At 49.4% G+C, this 21,219-nt stretch carries 24 protein-coding genes and 2 pseudogenes; 9 read left to right on the forward strand and 17 right to left on the reverse strand.

The genetic code is table 11. The features are described from left to right. Genes ACO4XG_RS07450 through ACO4XG_RS07460 form a run of 3 tightly spaced genes read right to left on the reverse strand, consistent with a single transcriptional unit; the run spans position 1 to position 1,317 of the window. Positions 1-579 (reverse strand): helix-turn-helix domain-containing protein, encoded by a 579-nt coding sequence (locus ACO4XG_RS07450; protein ID WP_308509351.1) that lies wholly within the window; start codon positions 577-579, stop codon positions 1-3. Positions 580-603: 24 nt separating this feature from the next. Next, a complete protein-coding gene (locus tag ACO4XG_RS07455; RefSeq protein WP_308509350.1) occupies positions 604-1,032 on the reverse strand; it encodes a putative toxin-antitoxin system toxin component, PIN family in 429 nt (142 codons plus the stop codon). A 6-nt stretch (positions 1,033-1,038) separates the two neighbouring features. Next, entirely contained in the window at positions 1,039-1,317 is a 279-nt protein-coding gene (locus ACO4XG_RS07460; protein WP_105303949.1) for a type II toxin-antitoxin system RelB/DinJ family antitoxin, read from the reverse strand. 383 nt (positions 1,318-1,700) lie between these two features. On the opposite strand from ACO4XG_RS07460, the gene ACO4XG_RS07465 reads away from it, so the two are divergent. The 5 genes from ACO4XG_RS07465 to ACO4XG_RS07485 all read left to right on the forward strand — a co-directional run bounded on the left by ACO4XG_RS07465 (position 1,701) and on the right by ACO4XG_RS07485 (position 6,749). Then, positions 1,701-2,333, forward strand: coding sequence for a CHC2 zinc finger domain-containing protein (locus ACO4XG_RS07465; RefSeq protein ID WP_308509349.1), 633 nt, complete (start codon positions 1,701-1,703; stop codon positions 2,331-2,333). Next, complete coding sequence (locus ACO4XG_RS07470; protein WP_308509348.1) at positions 2,305-3,747, forward strand: DNA primase family protein; 1,443 nt, start codon at positions 2,305-2,307, stop codon at positions 3,745-3,747. Before ACO4XG_RS07465 ends, ACO4XG_RS07470 begins: the two co-directional genes overlap by 29 nt. 16 nt (positions 3,748-3,763) lie before the next feature. Then, positions 3,764-4,762 (forward strand): MobV family relaxase, encoded by a 999-nt coding sequence (gene mobV / locus ACO4XG_RS07475; RefSeq protein WP_308509347.1) that lies wholly within the window; start codon positions 3,764-3,766, stop codon positions 4,760-4,762. Beyond that, on the forward strand, positions 4,749-4,931 hold the full coding sequence (locus ACO4XG_RS07480) for a hypothetical protein (protein WP_308509380.1): 183 nt from the start codon (positions 4,749-4,751) through the stop codon (positions 4,929-4,931). Before mobV ends, ACO4XG_RS07480 begins: the two co-directional genes overlap by 14 nt. A 120-nt stretch (positions 4,932-5,051) precedes the next feature. Continuing rightward, the gene (locus ACO4XG_RS07485) at positions 5,052-6,749 is read left to right on the forward strand and encodes a recombinase family protein (protein WP_308509346.1); all 1,698 of its coding nucleotides are present in this window, start codon (positions 5,052-5,054) and stop codon (positions 6,747-6,749) included. Positions 6,750-6,998: 249 nt separating this feature from the next. On the opposite strand, the gene ACO4XG_RS07490 is transcribed toward ACO4XG_RS07485, so the two are convergent. From ACO4XG_RS07490 to ACO4XG_RS07555, 14 genes and pseudogenes are all read right to left on the reverse strand, one after another. Then, positions 6,999-7,685, reverse strand: coding sequence for a DsbA family protein (locus ACO4XG_RS07490; RefSeq protein ID WP_308509345.1), 687 nt, complete (start codon positions 7,683-7,685; stop codon positions 6,999-7,001). Between the two features lie 42 nt (positions 7,686-7,727). After that, on the reverse strand, positions 7,728-7,970 hold the full coding sequence (locus tag ACO4XG_RS07495; RefSeq protein WP_308509344.1) for a hypothetical protein: 243 nt from the start codon (positions 7,968-7,970) through the stop codon (positions 7,728-7,730). Beyond that, positions 7,971-8,474: a DNA primase family protein gene (locus ACO4XG_RS07500; protein ID WP_308509343.1), complete on the reverse strand. Its 504-nt coding sequence runs from the start codon at positions 8,472-8,474 to the stop codon at positions 7,971-7,973. Between the two features lie 97 nt (positions 8,475-8,571). Beyond that, positions 8,572-9,900 (reverse strand): annotated as a pseudogene (locus ACO4XG_RS07505) (phage/plasmid primase, P4 family); the annotation flags it as partial. Beyond that, positions 9,900-10,229 carry a hypothetical protein gene (locus ACO4XG_RS07510; RefSeq protein WP_308509342.1) on the reverse strand — a complete coding sequence of 110 codons (330 nt, stop codon included), beginning with the start codon at positions 10,227-10,229 and terminating at the stop codon, positions 9,900-9,902. The gene ACO4XG_RS07510 and the pseudogene ACO4XG_RS07505, both read right to left, overlap by 1 nt. Before the next feature lie 4 nt (positions 10,230-10,233). Beyond that, positions 10,234-10,656: a DUF7768 domain-containing protein gene (locus ACO4XG_RS07515; protein ID WP_308509341.1), complete on the reverse strand. Its 423-nt coding sequence runs from the start codon at positions 10,654-10,656 to the stop codon at positions 10,234-10,236. A gap of 86 nt (positions 10,657-10,742) precedes the next feature. After that, complete coding sequence (locus ACO4XG_RS07520; RefSeq protein WP_485129675.1) at positions 10,743-11,177, reverse strand: hypothetical protein; 435 nt, start codon at positions 11,175-11,177, stop codon at positions 10,743-10,745. 30 nt (positions 11,178-11,207) lie between these two features. Continuing rightward, positions 11,208-12,731 (reverse strand): DNA polymerase, encoded by a 1,524-nt coding sequence (locus ACO4XG_RS07525; protein ID WP_330670174.1) that lies wholly within the window; start codon positions 12,729-12,731, stop codon positions 11,208-11,210. 63 nt (positions 12,732-12,794) lie between these two features. Continuing rightward, positions 12,795-12,986, reverse strand: coding sequence for a hypothetical protein (locus ACO4XG_RS07530; protein WP_308509340.1), 192 nt, complete (start codon positions 12,984-12,986; stop codon positions 12,795-12,797). Positions 12,987-13,004: 18 nt separating this feature from the next. Beyond that, positions 13,005-13,577 carry a DUF2815 family protein gene (locus tag ACO4XG_RS07535; protein ID WP_308509339.1) on the reverse strand — a complete coding sequence of 191 codons (573 nt, stop codon included), beginning with the start codon at positions 13,575-13,577 and terminating at the stop codon, positions 13,005-13,007. Beyond that, positions 13,570-14,708: pseudogene (locus ACO4XG_RS07540) on the reverse strand (DUF2800 domain-containing protein). The gene ACO4XG_RS07535 and the pseudogene ACO4XG_RS07540 overlap by 8 nt, the downstream one beginning before the upstream one ends. Continuing rightward, positions 14,698-15,027 carry a DNA ligase gene (locus ACO4XG_RS07545; RefSeq protein WP_308509338.1) on the reverse strand — a complete coding sequence of 110 codons (330 nt, stop codon included), beginning with the start codon at positions 15,025-15,027 and terminating at the stop codon, positions 14,698-14,700. The pseudogene ACO4XG_RS07540 and the gene ACO4XG_RS07545 overlap by 11 nt, the downstream one beginning before the upstream one ends. Before the next feature lie 302 nt (positions 15,028-15,329). After that, complete coding sequence (locus ACO4XG_RS07550; protein WP_308509337.1) at positions 15,330-15,842, reverse strand: sigma-70 family RNA polymerase sigma factor; 513 nt, start codon at positions 15,840-15,842, stop codon at positions 15,330-15,332. A 222-nt stretch (positions 15,843-16,064) separates the two neighbouring features. Beyond that, positions 16,065-16,268, reverse strand: a complete 204-nt coding sequence (locus tag ACO4XG_RS07555; protein ID WP_308509336.1) for a hypothetical protein — start codon at positions 16,266-16,268, stop codon at positions 16,065-16,067. Between the two features lie 337 nt (positions 16,269-16,605). Here ACO4XG_RS07555 and ACO4XG_RS07560 point away from each other — a divergent pair, with 337 nt between their 5' ends. The 4 genes from ACO4XG_RS07560 to ACO4XG_RS07575 all read left to right on the forward strand — a co-directional run bounded on the left by ACO4XG_RS07560 (position 16,606) and on the right by ACO4XG_RS07575 (position 21,217). Next, entirely contained in the window at positions 16,606-17,460 is an 855-nt protein-coding gene (locus tag ACO4XG_RS07560) for a hypothetical protein (protein WP_308509335.1), read from the forward strand. A 16-nt stretch (positions 17,461-17,476) separates the two neighbouring features. Beyond that, the gene (locus ACO4XG_RS07565) at positions 17,477-17,704 is read left to right on the forward strand and encodes a helix-turn-helix domain-containing protein (protein ID WP_117947218.1); all 228 of its coding nucleotides are present in this window, start codon (positions 17,477-17,479) and stop codon (positions 17,702-17,704) included. A gap of 83 nt (positions 17,705-17,787) precedes the next feature. Next, positions 17,788-19,800: a type I restriction-modification system subunit M gene (locus tag ACO4XG_RS07570; RefSeq protein ID WP_308509334.1), complete on the forward strand. Its 2,013-nt coding sequence runs from the start codon at positions 17,788-17,790 to the stop codon at positions 19,798-19,800. Then, positions 19,793-21,217, forward strand: a complete 1,425-nt coding sequence (locus tag ACO4XG_RS07575) for a restriction endonuclease subunit S (protein ID WP_308509333.1) — start codon at positions 19,793-19,795, stop codon at positions 21,215-21,217. The genes ACO4XG_RS07570 and ACO4XG_RS07575 overlap by 8 nt, the downstream gene beginning before the upstream one ends. Positions 21,218-21,219: the final 2 nt, after the last annotated feature.

A 21,219-nucleotide genomic window follows, 5' to 3' on the forward strand; every position in this document is an offset into this window, starting at 1 on the left:
TCATACGATCTGCATGAAAAGATTCTGGATCGTGTTCGTATCAGCTGTGACAGGAGGAGTAGCAAGCAACCTCAAATCCTGTGCGGCATTTTTCGCTGTATCTGCATCTTCCGGATGAAGGTTTGCTTGATCCAGAGTGAGAGATCGTATGAAGGTCAGGATCTGGTTCATCGCATTAATCCCAGCAATCATGGTCTCGTCCCGATACCGTGCAAGTAAAAGCAGTAGCTGCGGAAAGCGGGGATGCTCGATCAGCTGATTCAGTACGGATGCATCGACCTTCCCCGTATACAGGAGTTTTGCTGTCTCCGCCGAGAGCCTAAGCTCCTCAATATCATAATTCTTCCGATCTGGGATATCCGTTTCACCAAGAAGGAAGTCCGTCGACACATCAAAGTATTTGGCGATCCGGATGATGAAACCATCGCCCAGGTTCGTTGTCCGCCCCTGGAGATACCGGCTGAGGGCGCTGTTTGAAAGGCCGACCTTTTCGGCAAGTTCGGCCTGGGTGATCTTCCTGTTTTTGATAAGGTCCTGGATACGCTGTCGGGTATCGCCGGGGAGATAAGTGTCGGACACGGCGGCCTCTTTTCTGGTCAGGGATTACTCATCTCGGAAATCCTGATCCCTTAGGATAATGTCCAGCATCTCCCGAGGGGTCACGATAAAGGGTCTGTTTGGGAAATGCCTGATATTTCCGGTCACAAGATAAGCCTCTTCCTCTTTTCGTTCTTCCATAACCACTTCATAGAAGACGAGATCTTTGGGATCCGGCAGTTCAACGTCAAGATGCTTGGCATCGGCATAAATGGCACGTTTATGAAAAGTGCTCATAATGCCTTCTATGAGATCTTCAGGAAGATGAAACTTTGGACGGGAAAGTACTTCCCGATATTCCTTTTCTATCGCCTCATTTAGAATGGGTATGATTGGCCCGTCAAAGGCAAGTTCAACGATGCTCCCCGGAACAGAGTGTGACTTCAGAACTGCTGAGACGAGGACATTCGTGTCGATAACCACATAATACTTCATAGGCGTTTACTTCCTTGCTTCTGCGATTTCGGCGTTGATCTCCTCGAGAGTCATGTCTGAGATGCCATATTCCTCTGCGATCCGACTGGCCCTTTGAAGAGCGCGGATACCGGGATTGGTTTCTTCCTCTATTTTCATACTGAAAGGAATACCGTTTTCCTGGTTCAGCCTTGAAACACACATCCTCAGATATGCGGGAAGAGAGAGCCCGAGACGATCAAGGATCTGAACGGCACGGAGTTTTTCTGTATCTTCTGTCCTGAATTGAACTAACGTGCTTGCCATCGTATTATCCTCCTGACTTGATAATGGTTTATGGTCATACTTTACCCACCTATAGCATACCACAGAATGAAAACAAATGCAATCAGATGATTACAATTGTTGCGGGATGGGAATCCTCATTGATTTTGCTGTCTCGTGGTCCTACTGGACACTTTTCTTCAAAACCGAAAAATTGTCCAGTGGGATTCGTTGCCATTGTTTCTACGAGTTTATCTTACGCATATAACTGTCCCATAATCCGGTCTCGATTGCATTTTTGCAATTTTCACCCTCTCTGCTTCTTCCAAATCCCAGAACCGCCTCATTTTTAAGCTCCCCGGCATTTTCTCCGTATAAGAAACCAGGATGAAAAATCCAAATAATTCTGAAGGAGGAAATGCACTATGAACCTTTTTGAAACTGTTAAAGCAAGTGTCAGCGTGCCGGAGGCTGCCAGGGCATACGGGCTTACTGTGACCCGCCATAACATGGCCCGGTGTCTCTTCCACGATGACCGCCATCCAAGCCTTAAGCTCAATCCGGACTTCTATTACTGCTTCGGATGCGGAGCGAAGGGTGATGTGATCGACCTGGTCGCAGGACTGTTTGATCTCAGTCTCTATGAGGCGGCCAGAAAGATCGCGGAGGATTTTGGAATCGACCCGGATAATCCGCCGAAGGTCGCTGCACTTGCAAAACCCAGGCACCCGATGATCAGGGCGTTCCGTGATGATGAACGCTACTGTCAGCGGGTGCTTTGTGATTATCTGCACCTTCTGGAGAACTGGAAGGTGCAGTATGCACCCACTTCGATGGAAGAAGAGCCGGATGACCGCTTTGTGGAAGCCTGCCAGATGTTCGCCTATATCGAATATCTGGCAGACCTTTTAACGGTTGGCGACCTCGAACAGCGGAAGGCTGTGGTCATGGAACTGATGAAGGATGGCAAAATCACCGGACTTGAGGACTGCGTGAACAGAGCCCATGAGAAGGAAAGGAGGTCGGATAATGCCGAGAAAATCAACGCTGCCTCCTGATGCCCCGGTATGGCTCACGGAAGACCGCAGGATCGATGAGATGACATTCTGCTGTTCGTTTCTCGAGGCGCATCCTATGAAATGTGTCCATGGGAAGCTGTATACCGTCGATGGTCTTATCTCCGATGAGGCCGCCTTAAAGCGCGAGATCTTTATGGAGATCTGTGACTGGGTCAAATCCGGAACTGCAAGGAAGGTCGAAGATCTCTTAAAGGCAGTCAGGATGATGGCCTTCACTGATGAGCTCCCATTGCATCAGGACCGCATCCATGTTTCAAACGGCACCTGGTATCTGGACGGTCATTTCTGTGAAGAAAAGGAATACTGCCGGAACCGGCTGGAGGTCGCATATAACCCGGCGGCAGGCACACCGAACGTATGGCTGAACTTCCTTTCGGAGCTTCTCATCCCGGAGGATATCTCGATGCTGCAGGAGTACCTGGGGTATTGCCTGCTTCCTACGACAAAGGCCCAGAAGATGCTCCTGATGATCGGAAAGGGCGGCGAAGGCAAGTCCCGGATCGGACTGGTGATGCGGTCGATCCTCGGGATCAATATGAACACCACCAGTATCCAGAAGGTCGAGACAAACCGCTTTGCCAGGGCGGACCTGGAGGATAAGCTGCTCATGGTGGATGACGATATGGATATGAGTGCGCTGACCAAGACGAACTATATCAAATCCATCGTCACCTCCGAATGTCAGATGGATGTCGAACGAAAAGGCATCCAGAGCTATCAGAGTCTTCTGTATGTCCGCTTCCTGTGTTTCGGAAACGGAGCCCTTACTGCGCTTCACGACCGGTCTGACGGGTTCTTCAGGCGGCAGATCGTAATCACCACGAAGGACAAGCCGGAAGGCCGCGTTGACGATCCCTACCTTGTTGAAAAGCTGATCGCGGAAAAAGAGAGTATCTTTCTTTGGTGCCTGGAGGGACTTAAGCGGCTTGTCGCCAATGATTACCGGTTTACCATCAGTGGCCGGTCAAAGGACAACATCGATGCTATTGTGAAGGACGCGAACAACATTCTGGAATTTCTGGCATCCGAGGGGTACCTCACTTTCCATGAAGACAGTAAGGCTGCGACCTGCGATCTGTATGCGGATTATAAGGAATGGTGTGATGACAATGCGGACAATGCGCTTTCCATGAAGAGCTTCGCCAATTTCCTTTCCCAGTATGCGGAAACGTATCACCTGATCCCGGATAACAACATCTATCGAGGGAAGGGAAAACGCTGCCGGGGATATCGCGGCGTCGAGGTCATCGATCATGATAACCCATTTCTTAAAATAAAGCTGTCAAATCACGCGTACGTGCGTACAAGCGTACGGAGCCCATCCAGGGTACCGCCTGTACGCATGTACGTACGAACACAAAAATCAGTAAGTCTTTACCACTACAGAGTTTGAAGGAGGAGCAGAGACTATGGCAGCACCGCAGTATGCGATCATGCGATTTATGAAATACAAGGGGCCGGAGATCGGGAAGATCGAGGTCCACGACGAAAGGACAAAAGAGTCTTATGCCAGTAACCCGGATATCGACCCTGACAGGACTCATCTGAATTTCCATCTGGTTAAACCTCAGGGCCGGTACCGGACGGAAGCAGAAAGACAGATCAGAGAAGCCGGATGCCGGACCCGGACGGACAGTGTTAGGCTGGTGGAGACAGTGATCACCGCCAGTCCTGAGTTCTTCCAGGGAAAGAGTATGAAGGAAATCAGAGCCTTCTTCCGGGAAGCACTGGAGTTCATCAAACAGAAACAGAATCCTGATATGATCATTTCAGTCGTGGTGCATATGGACGAGAAAACGCCCCATATGCACCTTTCTTTTGTCCCGCTGACGGAAGACGGCAGACTTTCGGCAAAAGAGATCATCGGCAACAAGAAGAAACTCATCAAGTGGCAGGATGCCTACTGGGAACATATGGTCAAAAGGTTCCCGGAGCTTGAAAGGGGATTAAGCGCCAGCGAAACTGGCAGGGACTATATCCCTCCCCGGGTCTTCAAAGAGATGACACGGCTCAATAAACAAAGGGGGAAGCTGGAGGGTCTGCTCTCGGAGGTCAATGCCTTCAATGCGAAGGCTAAGGCTGCCGAGATCGGTAAGGTGTTGGATAAGTATATCCCAAGTGTAGAGAAGATGAGCACGCAGGTCCGGAAATACAGCAAGGTTTTCGGTTCCATGAAGGCTGAAAACGCGGCGCTTGAACTGGCAAACGAAACCCTTACGGCAGAACTGAAGGAAAGCCGCCAGGAGAGCGTTTTAAAGAGAATGGCAGATCTGCAGCTTCGTCGTGACTATGACGCTGCGGTGGCCCTTTTGGAGCGGATCCCGCCGGAGGTATTGGAGGCCTACGCCCGTGACGATCGGAGTGAAAGGAATAAAACGAAAGGGAGGGATGCGGATGTACGAGAATGATGTGTGGAGCGGCCTGGCGGGTTTTCTCGCCAATATGATAGAGAAATATGCCGGGGAGATGGATCTGGACGCACTGCCGGATCCCAGACAGCAAAGCAGGCTGAAAGGCATCGAAGAAGTGTATCGAAGATATATGCGGCTCAGTGCAGAAGCGAGACAGGCTGCATAACAATCAGGCCGATTCTGTGGATGTTTCCATGGAGTCGGCCTTCTCTTTTATTGAAAAATGGACATATATATATGGTAAGATGCACGTGGAAAGTATGTCCAAACTTTTGAGGAGCCGTTGATGGAAAATAAGAAAATGAAGGTCTATATTTATACCCGCGTATCGACCGCAATGCAGATCGATGGCTATTCCCTGGATGCCCAGCGGACCCGCATGCGCGCCTTTGCGGAATTCAATGACTATGAGGTTGCGGGGGAGTATGAGGATGCCGGCAAGTCCGGAAAGTCCATAGAGGGCCGCGACGAGTTTAACCGCATGATGGAAGACATTAAGACCGGCAAGGATGATGTCTCCTTTGTACTGGTCTTCAAATTGTCGCGCTTCGGGAGGAATGTCGCAGATGTCCTGTCCACGCTGCAGACGATGCAAGATTTCGGTGTGAATCTAATCTGCGTGGAAGATGGCATCGACTCTTCAAAGGATGCCGGGAAGTTGATGATCTCCGTTCTGTCAGCAGTCGCAGAGATCGAGCGTGAGAATATTCGTGTCCAAACCATGGAGGGCCGGATTCAGAAAGCCAGGGACGGCAAGTGGAACGGTGGTTTTCCGCCTTATGGATACAGCCTGAAGGATGGTGTACTGGAGATCAATGAGGAGGAAGCTCCGGCGATCCGCACCATTTTTGAACAGTGGGTCTCCACGGATATCGGCGCCAATGGTCTTGCCAAGTATCTGGAAAATCACGGGATCCATAAGATTGCCCGTCATAATGGAAAGAATCCGCTGTTTGATTCCGCACTTATTCGCCGTATCATCAAGAACCCGGTGTACTGCGGAAAGATCGCTTATGGCCGCCGTAAAACGGAAAAGGTGCATGGCACCCGCAACGAATACAAGCTGGTCGAGCAGGATGATTACCTGGTAGTGGATGGCCTGCATGAAGGCATCGTCTCGGAAGAATTGTGGAACCAGGCCCAGGTCAAAATGATCGCCCAGGAAAAGAAATACGAGCATGTGAACAAGGCGAAGGATACGAAGACACACCTCTTGTCAGGCCTTGTAAAATGCCCTGTATGCGGCGCAGGGATGTACGGTAATAAAAGTATCAAGCACCGGAAAGACGGATCAAAATATAAGGATTTTTACTATTACGGCTGCAAACACAGGACCATGACCCGCGGTCATAAATGTGATTATAAAAAGCAGATCCAGGAAGAAATCCTGGATGCTTCCGTAGTTGAGATCATTACGAAGCTCGTCTCGAACCCTCGCTTTGCCTCACTCATGCAGGAAAAGATCAATATGAAGGTGGACACCACGGCCATCGATCAGGAGATCAAGGCACTGGAGAAGCTGCTGAAGCAGTCCTACGCCATGAAGCGGAAGACTCTGGAAGAGATCGAACAGCTGGATCCGGATGACCGTCATTATAACCGCCGCAAGGCCGACCTGGATGACCGTTTGTACCGGATGTACGACAAGATCGACGACCAGGAGCAGAGCCTAATAGAGGCAAGGGCGAAGAAGCAGTCCATCGAGTCCGAAAAGGTTACCGGGGATAACATCTACAAGATTCTGATCTACTTCGATAAGTTTTATAAGCTGATGAACGAGGAAGAACGGCGGAAGCTGATGGAAGCCCTCATTGAAGACATCCAGATCTACGGAGAGCGGCAGCCCAGCGGACAATGGCTGAAGTCGATCACCTTCCGCCTGCCGATCATCGACAGCGATATGAGCATGCCGATCGGAAATGGTTTGGATAGTGACACACACATCGAGACAGTGGTATTGATGTCAAGGGTCGAAGGAAAATAGTTGCGAAAGCCCTTGATTTCAGGCGCTTTTCGGCTCCCGATGGTTTCGAGCGGGTGGAGCGGGTAATAGTCTACGGTAACTTATCCAAGGGCAATCTGGGGCAAAATGTGTGAGAGTTGAGTTGCCACGATAGATGTCACTATATTGAGTTGCCGAGTTAGATGTCGGGGCGACAACTCGAGATTTGAAGGAGGATATCGTATTGAATGAATTTAATGAATATGTTACCGGCCTTGTTTTATGATTCTATCAATGCGTAAGTTTGGTAATCACATCAACGAAATCCTGATATTCAAAGCTCTGCATTATGATGGCTTTGTCACCGGACTGGATCAGATATGCCGGAAGGGAGTGGATACCAAGCCTATGAGTATATTCCAGATCTGTCTCTAATGCTTTTTCTGCATTTCCATTTTGATAATATTGTTTGAAGGAATATTCATCTATACCGACTTTTTGTGCGATCTTCATTATTATATCAAAATGTGTTGTTGGCAGGCAGTCGATCACAGTGGCGTGGCGGAGTTCTGTGAGGAATGCTTCAGATCTCTCTGGGTCAGCAAGCTGGGCTGTTTTGTATACCAGATTGAGAGGCTTGGAACTACAATGGTCAGTATCGAACAGGCAGAAGCCTTCCATGTTGATGGGAAGTCCGCCAATGGATTCTTCGCTTTTGTATATGCCTGCAAGACGTTCACAATACTTTCGGATGCCGGATTCTACATCCATTATTCGTTCTTCTTGTGTCATGAAGTCTGAAACATTCCGTACCAGAAGACTCATAACATATCGGAATTCTATCTGATCGCCATAGTTCTGTTTCAACCGTTCCATGACAGGCTCGCTTTCGTAGCTTAAGCCCATCATGGGATCGGTGAAGGCTGTCAAAATAATCGTTTCTTTCATTGTCATTTTACCTGTACTGATTTCTGTCAATATACATGCCACCGACTCCCCATGCAGTGATATCTTCAAATTTCACATAGATGTTGTCAGGCATTGTTTGTAATGCTTCTGAGAAAATGCTGGCGAGTAGTTGCGGTACGCCTGATAGAGAGCCGAGGAACTTTCCTTAAAGGACTCATCTACCACGCACTTCTCATCCAGAAAATGTCCGAACCAGTCGTTCTGGCTGCGATATTCCTCAATTGCCTTCGTTACACAGTCCGGCACCGGGATCTGGTAACCGAGGCCGATTACCTTCTTGGCTCCTTCGATCACTCATGCCAGAATGCTTTCACCGACATTCTCATACAGGTACTCACCGTAATTTTTAATGTCGGCCTTGCCTTCGATCTTGGCGTTAAATGGGATCACGATAAGCCTGCGCCAGATACCGTCATCGGAGGCGGAGACGCGAGGCAGGTGGTTCGTATAGAGCACCAGCGTGTGGCAGGGCTTGAAGGAAAACGGATCTTTATATTTTTTCTCCGCGAACACGTCGTCTGTGGAACAGAGCTGCTTGACCGTAGAGTCATTGAGACGTGCGCCTTCCTGCATTTCTGCAACAATCAGCAGGCGCTTGCCCTTGACCTCAGCCATTTCCGGCTTGATATTCCTGCGGCATCTGACGGTCAGGGTATCTGCGGATATATTTCTGCTGTAGAGTCCAAGCACGCGGGAGATGGCATTCCAGAAGGTGGATTTGCCGTTCCGGCCATCGCCGTATGCGATGATGAGCGCCTCCACAAAAACCTTCCCGATTGCAGCAAGTCCGCAGATCATTTGTACATAGTCGATAAGCTGCTGATCCTTCTGAAAAAATCAGATCAAGATCGTCCTGCCAGAGCTGTGCTCCCTTACTGCCGGGCGACACGGACGTGATTTTCGTAATAAAGTCATCGGCAGAGTGTTCGCGGGCTCCGGCCATGCCTAAGCGCAGGTCAAAGGTTGCTTCCGGTGTGCAAAGCAGGAAGCAGTCCGTGTCCAGATCCCTTGGTGAGATTTCCAGCATCGGGTGCGTCTCTTTGAGGGTAGATGTAATGTTCTTGGAATCGCGCCTGCGGACGGCAAAACTCTGGTAGGCCTTGGCGGCAAGGAACTCCTGATAGGCCTCCATCTGTTCATCGTTCATCAGCTGTTCTGCTTTGGCCTTGGATGTGTTATCAAGGATTTCCTGCGCTCCGCAGTTTTTGAGCTTCTGCAGCGCCTCCATCACATTTCGATTGGCTTCTAAGAGCTGTCTGCGGGTAAGCTCATGAGCGACGGCCTGTGCGCCGGGCTCCGTTTCCTGCCAGTAGTGATCGCTGTATCGAATAAAATGGGTGGCCGGTGAGTAGCGCAGTTCATTTGCAAAATACTTCGAGAGCACTTCGGCCTGTCCGACATCGGAGAAGTCCTCCGGCTTATAGCTGTTCTCATCGTTATAAACTTCCGGAGGGACATAACCGTCCTCGCGGCTGATCTTGGAATAAAAGCGCTGGGCGCTGTGCCAGATGGTATTAAGTTCGTTGTTATCGAGAAGCGGCACACAGGTTGCGGCCTTTTCCAGAAAGCTCTGGTAGGCTGTTTCCGTGTCGCCGTATTTCTTGATGACAATCCCGGCAAAGCGGGACATGGTGGCATTGCGACTGCCTTCCGGGATAACGCTATCCTTTTCATGACCGCCGGGAAGACCAGCATCGAACTCGTCGTCATTCAAAAATTCCGTGAGGTTCATGCGACCGGGATAGAGCTCCACGTCCGGGTCTTTTGTCCCGAAGAAGAAGCGTGCGGCATCCAGCGCGTTCGTATCGAAATATGGAAAGATGGTATTGACCAGCTTCTTCATATCAGCGTAAAGGGTGGAATCCGTTACGCGGTCAATAGGAAAGAGCACATGGAACTTCGGTCTCACAGGCTTTCCGTTTTTCTCGCGGTTATTGAAGCGACTGTAGTGGATGGCAAGGCTCACGCCGAGAAAAGCCTCCAGCACATCCGAGGGCTTGATCCAATCCGCCGGATCTTCCGAGTGGTCGTTGTCGCAGTCCACGGGAAGGCGGTCTGCGGAGAGGAAGTTGTCGCCGTTGCGGTAGTGGTTCTTGTATTCCGCACAAACATAGTCGTGGCAGACAGCCGCTTTCAGGCTGTCCGCGTCCATGACCACGATCTTATGAGGATAGGAGCAGTTACCGGGATTGCCGATAAAATCGGCGCTATACAAAGTAAACATCAGTCGTACACCTCCTCCGATTCTTCCTCCAGCACCTTCGTGATAAATTTCAGGGCGCGGATCATGGTTTCCAGTTCGCAGTCGCCGCCAAGGGTAACTTCAAAACCGTTGCAGCCGAATCTGTCCATAAAAGGCCTGACATGGATATATGTGCTGGCTTCATCGGAAATGCGGAAATAAGTGCGTCCGCCGTGGCCGGTGTCGCCACCTTTGTAGCCAGTCGTTCCGGCTTCGACCTGCAGGATATTGACACTTACCACATCACGGGTGTAGGTAGTGATCTCCGTGCCATCGAAAAGCTCTCTGCGATTTTCTTTAATTTCATACATAGCGTTAAACCTCCTGACATTCTTCTGTGAAATAGCGCAAGTGATAGCCCTTCCACTTGGCGCGTTTGATTTCTGATTCCATACCGGATGAGATGCGGCTACCGAATACCCAGACCTCAGAACACTTGCTCATGAGGGCATTCCCGAAGAAAAGACCAAGCTCACGTTCTTGCGGATTGTCATCATCAAGGAACTGCGGAAATAGCAGATGCGGTGCGATAGGGATATATCCCTTGTCCACGGCAAAGCGGCTGTAGCGTCTGGCACTCCTCACGTTTGTCTCCACATCTCCGGAAAACGGAGAGCAGATGTAGACGATGGGCCGGAAAGCACGAAGGGACTGCTTTTCATTTGCAGCAATCCGGGAGAGTGCTTCACCTGCAGTTGGGTCAGGATAGCCTTCGCTGTTGCGATAATCGTTGCTCACTCAAAAGTCCTCCTTTCCGGGCAGACTTAAAGGCGTCCACCTCTAATTTCCACTGGAGATGAACGCCTGATTTGAGCGGACGATTTTTAATCTTTTTTGTAAAAGGGCGTGGTGTAATCGTCGGCGCGGAGCTTCAGGCCTTTTGCCCACGGAGGAGTCCTGCCCATCTGTTCACAGAGAACGTCAAGAGACATGCGAGGATCAGCTTCGATAACCAGCTCGTCGTGGATATGCATGACGATGGAGCAGCAGCGCAGCGTCTTCATGGCATAGCAGAGAATGTCGCGGGAGGTTGCCTGCACGATATTTTCCACGAATTTCGGCCCGTATGAATCGAGCCGTTCCCATTTTTTCGTGCTGCCTATGCTCTCATAGGTAATACACTCGCCTCCGAATTTATTCGTACCGACCTTTGGCTTTACATAGGCGAGGTTACGTCCGGAGGGCAGTGTAATAAAGAGCATTCCGGAGCGACAGGAGAAGGTAAGTCCGTAGCTGCTGGTTGCGTGTTTATATTTCACGGCCTCCATAACAGCTCGGTCGACATCCCACTAGAATTTCACTATATTGGGATTTGTCTGTCGCCATGCATCCACCAGCGGAGGAAGCTCATCTTCGGAAAGTCCCATCTCAATAGCGCCCATTTCCTTTAAGGCACCGACCGAGCCGCCGTGGCCGAGCGCAAGTTCCGCGATTTTGCCTTTTTGACGCAAGTGGCCGTTAATGCCATGTTTCTCGACCGGAACATGGAACATCTGACTGGCGCTAGCGCAGTAGATGTCACCTCCAGTTTCAAAGACTTTTTGACACCATGTCTCACCGGCATACCATGCGATGACTCTGGCTTCGATGGCGCTGAAGTCAGAAACATAAAACTGCGTGCCATCCTTCGGGATGAATGCTGTCCGGATTAGTTGAGAGAGTGTATCCGGGACATCTTCATATAGAAGCTTCACGGCATCGAAGTCTCCGGATTTTACAAGAGCACGGGCATCGGCCAGATCCGGGAGATGATTTTGCGGGAGATTTTGTAATTGTATGAGTCTTCCTGCCCATCGCCCAGTGCGGTTGGCTCCGTAAAATGCGAACATGCCGCGAGCCCTGCCGTCGTCACAGACTGCACGCTCCATCGTCTGATATTTTTTGACGGAGGATTTGGCAAGTTGCTGGCGCAGTTCCAGAACGGTCTGCAGCTCTGGAGGAGCCGTTTTGATGAGCTCTGCCACGACTTTTTTGCCAAGAGTGTCGGTTTCGAGACCATTATCGGAGAGCCATTGCTTCATTTGCTGCACGGAGTTCGGATTATCAAGTGCTGTGATGTCTTTTATAGCAGCAGTCAGCTCAGACCAGGAGCGTGTATCCATTTCGATGGCTTCTTTCACCAGATCCATGTCGAGTCGTACACCTCTGTCGTTAATTTCCTGATCGATATGGTATTCATCCCAGACCTCGTCCGACACAGGAAATTTAGCGAGGCGATCCTTGATGCCGATCTCGGTTTCCACATCACGGATGTTATATTTTTTGAAGGCTTTCCATTTGTCCGGCGCGTGGAAGGGATGGTTCCTTGTGCGACCGCCGTTTGCCTTTGTCGGAGTGCAGGGCACGGAGAAGTATTTGATCAGGTCTTTCCCTTCAGTGAGCTTCTGCTTTTCAAGACCGAGGACAGCACCGACGCCTTCCAGAGAAAGCGGCAGTCCCATTGTGCCCGCCCAGACCATAGAGCAGCGCCAGCTTTCTGGGTTTAAGAACTTGGCGCACTCCTGAGAGAGTGGATGGTTATCATGGAAGAGATCAAGGCTCACACCCAGATCACGGAGATACCGGGATAAGCACACCCGTTCAAAATTTGCATTGAAAGCCCATTTGATGACAGAATCATCGGTCAGGGCATCTATAATTTCCTGCGGCAGGCGTTCTCCCTGTGCAAGGTCGATGACCGTCACATCGGAGCCGTCGGTGCTGTAGCCGAACAGCAGTATTTCAAAATCTGGTGACTCGGCATATTTATAAACGCCGCACTTGGACAGATTTACGTCGCTGTAGGTTTCAATATCGATACTGAGTGTTTGCATAGATTTCACCTCAATTCAAACAAGCGGCTTAAGATCACTCCTAAGCCGCCTGCCGGTACTGGATTATTTCAGAGATTCCATACGCTTGATATGGTATTCGTCGTCCTGCGCGGCCTTTTTCTCCTCGCGTTTCTCACGCTTGAAGTCGTTGATCACCGTCTGGATGGCGACCACTGCCCAAGACAGGACTACGATGCAGAAGAATCCAATCAGGATGTTGCAGAGAAGGGATGAAATCATTACTGTGCTTTCCATAGTTTTGCGCTCCTTTCCTTAGTTGAGAAAATCTTCATCGTCATCAGTGGCAAAGTCGGACTCAGCACTTGCCTTGCCGCCGAGAGGCTCACCGTCGCGAATCTTCTGCAGATTGTTGAGTCCGCAGGCGATTCCCTTATTGCCGGAAGAGTTGAAAGCATAAAACGTGATGCTGGCTCTGCCGTACACACCGCTGTACACTTCAGAGCGGGTGAGAATCGGATTCAGATCTGCGTCCACGATGCCGGGTGCAGAGGTTGCATTGGCGTTGACAAAGTAGGCATTCTTGTAGGCCTCGTCGTCTGGACGCTCTGCATCGCCGTCACGCAGAGGAGTCTTCAAAACAGAGAGCGCCGGTACGGACTTGCCGTTGCCCTTGAGCTTGGCCTCGCCCGCTTTGTAGGCAGCCTCGATAGCAGCCTGAATCTTGGCGATGGTCTTGGTGTCGGACTTCGGGATGATGAGACTCACGCTGTACTTGGGAGTGCCGCCGTTGATGGATTTCGGCTCCCAGACGTTCGCGTAGCTCCAGCGGGTGTCGACACCGGTGATAACCTTCATGGGATTGCTGATTTTTACATTCTTACTCATTGTCGTTTTCCTCCATAAAATCATTTTTGCTATGTTCATGGCCGGGCGCTTATCGGACTCCGGCACAAGAGTGGGTTTGCCCTGCGGCTTTTCAATGTAAGCCGTCAGGAGTTCATCAAAGCGGGACTTGCCGAGGAGCTTCTGCATGGCGGTGATGCCGAGCAGCTTTTTCTCATACGGGTCAAAGCCTGCTTTCTCGACCGCATCAATGACGGCGGCCTCGTTGCTGTATCTGCGGTTGCTGCGTCCTTCGACGAGCTTAAAGCCAGTCCATTCCTTACCGGAGAGAGCTTGCTGCAGGGCGTATTCCTTGATATCGGAAGCCCAGCTAACCAGCTCATCTACCTTGCCGAGGATAATCTCGATCTCGGTATCCGTAAGCAGTGGCGGGAGCTTAAAATCATGCTGCGCGAGCTTCAGGTTTGCTTCGGCTCTGGCGCGGCACTCATTCTTGGCCTTGCAGAAGCCGCACCATTCACCGCACAGGAAGTTCCCGTCACCGGCAAAAGCCAGATCTGCGGTGGGCTTTAAGACTTCATCCGCCCAGCGATACAGATCCTCTTTGCTGATCTCGTAGGTGCTGACGTTCTGGCGTCTCGGCTGGTAGATGGTCATGGATACCTGATCGATGTCGTAAATGTCATCGAAAAGCTCCAAAGCGCCGAGGGCATAACACTGCATTTGCGGATTTTCCTCTGCGGAGACCAGAACGCCTAAGCCGTGCTTGTAGTCGATTACCCGGAGCGTACCGTCTGCGATGATGATGCAGTCGGCGGTGCCGAAGCCTTGTTCTACCCAGCGGGAGAAGTCCACACGCTGCTCAATCAGGACGACCGGATCAGCGCAGGTTTCCTTGGCGGCTTCGACCTGCTCCAGCACGTATTCGGCATAGCCGGAGGTAGCATCCTCCATCTCCTCGGAATACCATTTGAGGATGTCGGTCGGATCGTCTGCAGGCATACCGAGCGCGGTCTTGAGCTTGTACTCGCCAAGCGCATGTGCGTCGGTGCCTTCCGCAGCGTAGTGGCTTCCCTTGTCCTCGTAGGTTTCACAGAGCCTTGCCGATGGTGGGCAGTGCAGCCACCTGTCGGATGAGGATGCGGATAGGATCGCGTGTGCTTTAGCTGCCATTGCCGATCACCTCCGCGTCCTTCATCAAGGCTTCATAATTTGCCGGATCGATTTCCGAGAGCTTTGCTGCACCGAGCTTTTGAAGCAGGGCGCGTACCTCTGCGGTATGACCGGCACGGGACTTCTCGGCAAGGACGGCTCTTACGTCCTCCAGCTTGAGTTCAGGCTTCGGTTCCTTCTTAGCGGGAGCTTCCGTGGCCTGCGCTTCGTTGTCATCACCGGAAAACTGCTGGTAGAGCCAGTCGGCTACGGCATTAATAGAAGCAGCAGCGGTGCGGAGCTCTTCGATGGTTTTTGCCATTTCTGCCATCTTTGACATTCTTTTTTCCTCCTTCCTCGGATTGGCTTGCGGCAAGGAGTGAGAGGTTCCTTGCCAGTCTGGCGGATACGTGACTGATGGAATTCAGGAGCTTGATCTCCTCGTTCACGTTGCCGCCGGTGTCTGCGTAACTGCGGTACATCATGAGTTCACCTCGCTTTCTGAAGGCTGTGTTCTCTTGCCTTCACCTTCCACTGGAGATGAACTGTTGATTTGAGCGGAGGATTTTATAAAAAAGTTTTCCGGCCACCATCCGAGTGAGGGATAGTGACCGGAAAGGCTGTGGTTCGTAGTCTTAAGGATTACTTGTCACCGCTGATTCTGCGAAGGTCGGTACGATACTTCTTCATCTGATCCGCGAAGGTCTTCTGTGGGCGACCGAGCTCTCTTGCGATGGCACGGTCGGAGATGCCCTCCGGGTGATCCTTCCAAAGCTGGATGATGGTATCTGCCTCCGGGTCGAGCTCACGCAGTCTGGCAAAGAGCTGCTCCAGCAGCATGCGGTCGGCGATGACTTCCTCCATAGGCTTACTACGGTCGGGAATATAGTCGCCGAGGGTGCTGTTGCCATCAGGGAGAGGCTGATCCAGAGAAGTAATGTCGCCTGCCGCATGGTATTCGCAGCCGATACAGTCGCCGTCGCACTTCCAGATGAAGCGGAAAGGGCACATGCACCTGCCGTGATCCTGCTCCTTGTGGCGGATGCGGTCAGCTTCCTTATAGAAGGAGTCGTGCTGCGCTTTGGTAACCGGTACTTTCTCGCCGGTGCTGCGAACGTAAATAAAATAGGTCTTCTGATTGTCGTTGTTTTGCATAATGAAACCTCCAGTTTCGAGTGGTTCCCGAACCGGAGGTCTCACGAAAAAAGAGCGTGGAAGGCCGACCGGAACGGGAAATTAATCCGTTTCAGTTGCCAACCACGCTCGTAGGTTGGTGTTTATTTACTTGTGACCACTATGACCGTTCGAGCCACTCTGCATGCCGGGTGAGCGTTCATAGCGGTGAGCCTTTTTATGCCTTGCTCAGGGCATTGACCGTTATCTGAGATCCGCTTCGATGGCGTATAACTCGCTGAATACGTCCGGCAGATCACTCGGATTTAGGTCTTCGACGCTGTGAGCGCCGTATCGCTGGAATACTCCGTCAACTACAGCTGATCCCAATTGGGAGCTGATCGTAGATGCGGTGTTTTCGATGTTGATAATCCAATTCTCGCGTTTGTCTTTAGTCACGTTTTTCATCTCCTTCCTGCTCAGCCTTCCGTTCAGAAGTCAGCTGCGTTATTTGCACCACCCTTGAAAACTGAACTCATCCTTGATCAGGGGATGCATCCAAGGGCATTGGTGAGGAGGAACAATGAAGTGGTTATTTGTCTGTTTATGTTGGTTTATGACCAACTAATATTGACATAGACCATGTTTTTGTGTATAATTGAATAATTAAGGTCTCGTGTTGTCAGCTTTCCACTTTCTTTGCCCTGCCTATTATTAGTTTCGCACGGCAAAATGAGACGGCCTGACCGGTAACGTGAGACACATAGGACAAAACATAGGACAAGATTTGAGGGGAGGTATTCGATTGGAATTAAGTGAATATTTCAGCCGGATATTTCCGAGCACGGCAGCGCAGATGTATTATCCGAGCCGAAAGAACAATGGGATCTTTGTCTCCTTCTGCTTTATTGAAGCAGGGAGTAATTATTTCTCGCACAAGCAAGGAGATAGATTAAAGTCAGATGATGTGCCGTTGGAACGAAAGCTCTATGACGGGTCGAGAAAGATGTCTCCAGATCTGAAAGATTCTTTTAAGACTTTTAATGAGGATGGCCTGTGCGCATATTTTGAAAAGATCATTGACAAGAATAAGTACGGTGATGTAATGCTTGCCTTTGGAATACCTCCCACGGTAGAAAAAAATCCGCAAGCACTCCGAAGAGCACTTGCGGTTCAGTTCAAAGCCTTTATAGATAGCGACAAGGAAGACGCTGCGGATATTGTGGCAATGACCTATCAGCAGCTTTTGGAGGAGCCGGAACAGGAGCCCAGCTCCTTTCACCACATATCGTCTCTGTACCCGGACGACACGGTGTACATCAAGCCGGATCACAAGAGAAGCTATTCCGGTTTCATGTATGAGAAGCTGACGGTAACGTGGAAATTCTCTAATCCGGGTACGCAAACATGGCGTGGTCGAAAGCTGTATCTTTCCAATCATGATGAGATAAGGCCACGGGCGGAAAGCAACTACATTGAAATACCGGAGACTCCACCGAAAACCGGTGTGGAAATCTCCGTAGTCATTGAACTCAGGCCATTTGAAGGGCGCACGACTTGCCATTGGATCATGGTAGACAGTGGTGATAATGACTGCTATCCCGGTAGTCGAATGTTCGATATAGATATAGATGTAAAGTTCAAAAGGAAGAACTCTTAAAGATGGAGGTAATAAAGTGAGCGATCAGCTGCAAGTTGAAAAATGGGTAACATTAAAAGATGTACAGGCATATCTCGGTGTTGGACGAGAGACTATTTTGCAGTGGATTTCAAAACGGAATATGCCTGCTTATAAAGTCGGCAGACTTTGGAAATTCAAACTATCCGAAGTCGATGATTGGATCCGTTCCGGCGGAGCATCCGATGATAACGTACCTGAAAAAGAAGAACAGGATGCCGAGTAAGCCCGGTTTATGGGACAACAAATTTTATAGAATGGAAATATAGAGTGGCGAACTATGCCACGGACAAACGGAGGAAAATTGTAATGGACAATCAGGTTCACAATCAGATAGTAAGTTTTATATGGGGAATCGCAGATGACTGCCTGCGTGACGTTTACGTGCGCGGTAAGTATCGTGACGTTATCCTTCCAATGACGGTCATTCGCCGTCTGGACGCCATGTTGGAAGAAACAAAACCGGCAGTGCTCGCAATGAAAAAGCAGCTCGACGCGGCAAAGATCGATAACCAGTGGCCTGCGCTATGTAATGCAGCGGGACAGGCTTTCTGTAATGCGTCTCCGTTTCTTTTGAAAGATCTGACAAGCCGCGCAAAGGCTCAGACCTTGAAGGCGGATTTTATTGCATATCTTGATGGCTTCTCACCGAACGCTCAGGTGATTTTGGATAAGTTCAAATTCCGTAACCAGATCGACACGATGGTGGATGCGGATATTCTTGGTGCGGTAATTGAGAAGTTTACATCTTCTGATATCAATCTGAGTCCGAATCCAATTTATAAGGATGAAGCGAAGACTATCCTCAAGCATCCCGGCCTTGATAATCATGGTATGGGTACCATCTTTGAGGAACTGATCCGCAAGTTCAATGAAGAAAACAACGAGGAAGCCGGAGAACACTGGACGCCTCGTGATGTTGTCGAGCTTATGGCTGACCTTGTGTTTATGCCAATAGCCGACAAGATCAAGGACGCTTCTTATTCCTGTTATGACGGAGCCTGCGGTACGGGAGGTATGCTTACGGTCGCGCAGGACAGACTTTTGACGCTGGCCAAGAGACGTGGCAAAGAAGTCGCTATCCATCTGTTCGGTCAGGAGATCAATCCGGAAACTTATGCGATCTGTACTGCGGATATGCTGCTGAAAGGGGACGGCGAGGAGGCCGAGCACATTATGTACGGCTCCACACTTTCTGATGACCAGCATGCGTCCCGCCAGTTTGACTTCATGCTCTCGAATCCTCCTTACGGAAAGAGCTGGAAGACCGATGCTGAGAAGATGGGAGGAAAGAAGGAAATCCTTGATACCCGCTTCAACACCTATCTTGAGGGTGGGGATGTCATGCCGATGATCCCGCGTACCAGCGATGGTCAGCTGCTGTTCCTTTTGAACAATGTTGCAAAAATGAAGAAGGACACAGAGCTTGGTAGCCGCATTGCAGAGGTACATAATGGCTCGTCAATTTTCACCGGAGATGCTGGCAGCGGTGAGAGCAATACACGTAGATACCTTATTGAGAATGATTTGGTGGAGGTGATTATTTCTCTCCCTGACAATATGTTTTACAACACTGGTATAGGCACTTTTATCTGGATACTATCCAACAAGAAGGAAGATCGACGGAAAGGAAAAATTCAGCTCATTGATGCTTCAAAAATGAAGTCGCCATTACCTCGCAATATGGGAAAAAAGAACTGCGAGTTTACTTCTGATATTAGAAATGAGATTATGCGTATTTTCCTTGAAATGGAGGAAAGCGAAGTCAGCATGATCTTTAACAATGACGACTTTGCATATTGGTCTGTATCGGTTGAGCGTCCTCTAAGGCTGAGAGTGAATCCAAATGGCGTAATCCCTACAGATGTGTTTAAAAAAGCAGATGAGCTTGCTGCGGTTAGAAAGGCTATTGCATCTGTTCCGTCTGGAACTCCGCTTGATGATTGGGCTGCATTTGCTAAGGCCACGAAGTTGAAGGCTACTGTATTGAAGAAAATTCGTCCGTTCATCACCGTTAAAGATGCCAATGCAAATCCAGTCACAGGAGAAGCTGATAGTGATTTGCGTGACACGGAGCTTATTCCATTTACTTATGAGGGTGGAATTGAGGGCTTCATGAAGAACGAGGTACTCTCTTATGCTCCGGATGCGTGGATTGATGAAAAGAAGACTCAGATCGGCTATGAAATTAGCTTCAATAAATATTTTTATAGGCCTGTAAATCTGAGAAGCATGGATGAGATTATCGCATCCTTGAACGAACTTGAAAAAGAAGCTGATGGCATGTTGGCTGGAATTGTAGGAGGAAACATAAATGGATAAAGAATATGCTTCCTATACTACAGTGGATCAGAAATGGGTGGCACAAATTCCATCACACTGGGAAATGAAACGTCTCAAGGGCGTATTTGCCATGAGAAAAGAGCGGAACAATCCGATTCAAACTGATTTTATATTATCACTGACAGCAAAGCAGGGTGTTGTCCCTTATTCTGAAAAAGAAGGCACAGGAGGAAATAAGCCCAAGGATGATCTGACACAATATAACATTTGCCGTGAGAACGATTTGCTTGTCAATTGCATGAACGTAGTTTCCGGCGCAGCTGGTGTATCCAAATATTATGGAGCAATCAGTCCGGTTTACTATGCTTTTTATCCGCGTGAAGATGAGAATATTTGGTATTACCACTACATCTTTAGACTGATTACTTTTCAGCGGAGTCTTATAGGACTTGGAAAAGGTATCCTGATGCACGAGAGCGACGAAGGTGTTCTTACGTCTGTTCGTATGCGTATTTCAATGAACTATCTTGGCAATGTAATGCTGCCAATTTCTCCGCGTGAAGAACAGGATACAATTGTAAGATATCTTGATTGGAAGGTTTCAGAGGTCAATCGTCTTATTGCTGTCAAGAAAAAGCAAGTTTCTGCGTATAAGGAATTACGCAAGGCGGTTATAGATCAGGGCATTTTGCATGGCTTTAGGGAATCTGAGAATAAAGATAGCGGTGTTTATTGGCTCGGTGAAATTCCCGCCGCATGGGAGGTTCTACCTTTAAAACGTATCTGTCGAGCGAATGCCTCAATTGCAGATATTGTTAAAACAAAAGATGATTCAGAGTTGGTCACTTTTCTTCCAATGGAAAATGTTACAGAAACCGGAGAAATTGACTGCTCCGTCAAGAAGAAAATTGCAGAGGTTAGAACTGGGTTCTCATCGTTCGCAAAGGGAGATGTTGTGGTAGCAAAGATTACTCCGTGCTTTGAAAATGGAAAAGGAGCTTGTTTAGACGATCTCGATACGGATATAGGCTTTGGTACTACCGAATTTATCAATCTACGTCCTTCAGATAAAGTGCTTTCTGAGTATCTATACATGATTACGATGACAAGACCGTTCAGGAAACTTGGCGAAGAGGTTATGACGGGTTCGGCTGGACAAAAGCGAGTATCCGTTAATTACATAAAGAACTTTACGCTTGGAATACCAAATGTTGAAGAACAGGAAAGTATTCTTGCCGAAATTGAGCAGAGGCTTGTCCAGATAGATAAGGCTATTGAGATAGAACGTGGGAACATAAAAAATCTTCAGGAATTAAAAGCGAGGATCATTTCAGACGCCGTTACTGGGAAAATAGACGTTCGCTCAGTAGATATTCCTGAGTATGAATACATTGAGGATCAGTCCGATGAAGATGCTGATGAAGAGAATATAGAAACCGAAGAACAGGAGGATTGACA

The organism is Stomatobaculum sp. (assembly GCF_057248925.1).

Coding starts and splice junctions, on each gene's coding strand:
- ACO4XG_RS07510 (WP_308509342.1), bottom strand. CDS start 10,229: ATGTATGAAATTAAAGAAAATCGCAGAGAGCTTTTCGATGGCACGGAG.
- ACO4XG_RS07555 (WP_308509336.1), bottom strand. CDS start 16,268: ATGAAAAACGTGACTAAAGACAAACGCGAGAATTGGATTATCAACATC.
- ACO4XG_RS07530 (WP_308509340.1), bottom strand. CDS start 12,986: ATGGAAAGCACAGTAATGATTTCATCCCTTCTCTGCAACATCCTGATT.
- ACO4XG_RS07485 (WP_308509346.1), top strand. CDS start 5,052: ATGGAAAATAAGAAAATGAAGGTCTATATTTATACCCGCGTATCGACC.
- ACO4XG_RS07470 (WP_308509348.1), top strand. CDS start 2,305: ATGCCGAGAAAATCAACGCTGCCTCCTGATGCCCCGGTATGGCTCACG.
- ACO4XG_RS07500 (WP_308509343.1), bottom strand. CDS start 8,474: ATGATCTGCGGACTTGCTGCAATCGGGAAGGTTTTTGTGGAGGCGCTC.
- mobV (WP_308509347.1), top strand. CDS start 3,764: ATGGCAGCACCGCAGTATGCGATCATGCGATTTATGAAATACAAGGGG.
- ACO4XG_RS07460 (WP_105303949.1), bottom strand. CDS start 1,317: ATGGCAAGCACGTTAGTTCAATTCAGGACAGAAGATACAGAAAAACTC.
- ACO4XG_RS07525 (WP_330670174.1), bottom strand. CDS start 12,731: ATGCAAACACTCAGTATCGATATTGAAACCTACAGCGACGTAAATCTG.
- ACO4XG_RS07570 (WP_308509334.1), top strand. CDS start 17,788: ATGGACAATCAGGTTCACAATCAGATAGTAAGTTTTATATGGGGAATC.
- ACO4XG_RS07575 (WP_308509333.1), top strand. CDS start 19,793: ATGGATAAAGAATATGCTTCCTATACTACAGTGGATCAGAAATGGGTG.
- ACO4XG_RS07535 (WP_308509339.1), bottom strand. CDS start 13,577: ATGAGTAAGAATGTAAAAATCAGCAATCCCATGAAGGTTATCACCGGT.
- ACO4XG_RS07455 (WP_308509350.1), bottom strand. CDS start 1,032: ATGAAGTATTATGTGGTTATCGACACGAATGTCCTCGTCTCAGCAGTT.
- ACO4XG_RS07465 (WP_308509349.1), top strand. CDS start 1,701: ATGAACCTTTTTGAAACTGTTAAAGCAAGTGTCAGCGTGCCGGAGGCT.
- ACO4XG_RS07550 (WP_308509337.1), bottom strand. CDS start 15,842: ATGCAAAACAACGACAATCAGAAGACCTATTTTATTTACGTTCGCAGC.
- ACO4XG_RS07545 (WP_308509338.1), bottom strand. CDS start 15,027: ATGTCAAAGATGGCAGAAATGGCAAAAACCATCGAAGAGCTCCGCACC.
- ACO4XG_RS07480 (WP_308509380.1), top strand. CDS start 4,749: ATGTACGAGAATGATGTGTGGAGCGGCCTGGCGGGTTTTCTCGCCAAT.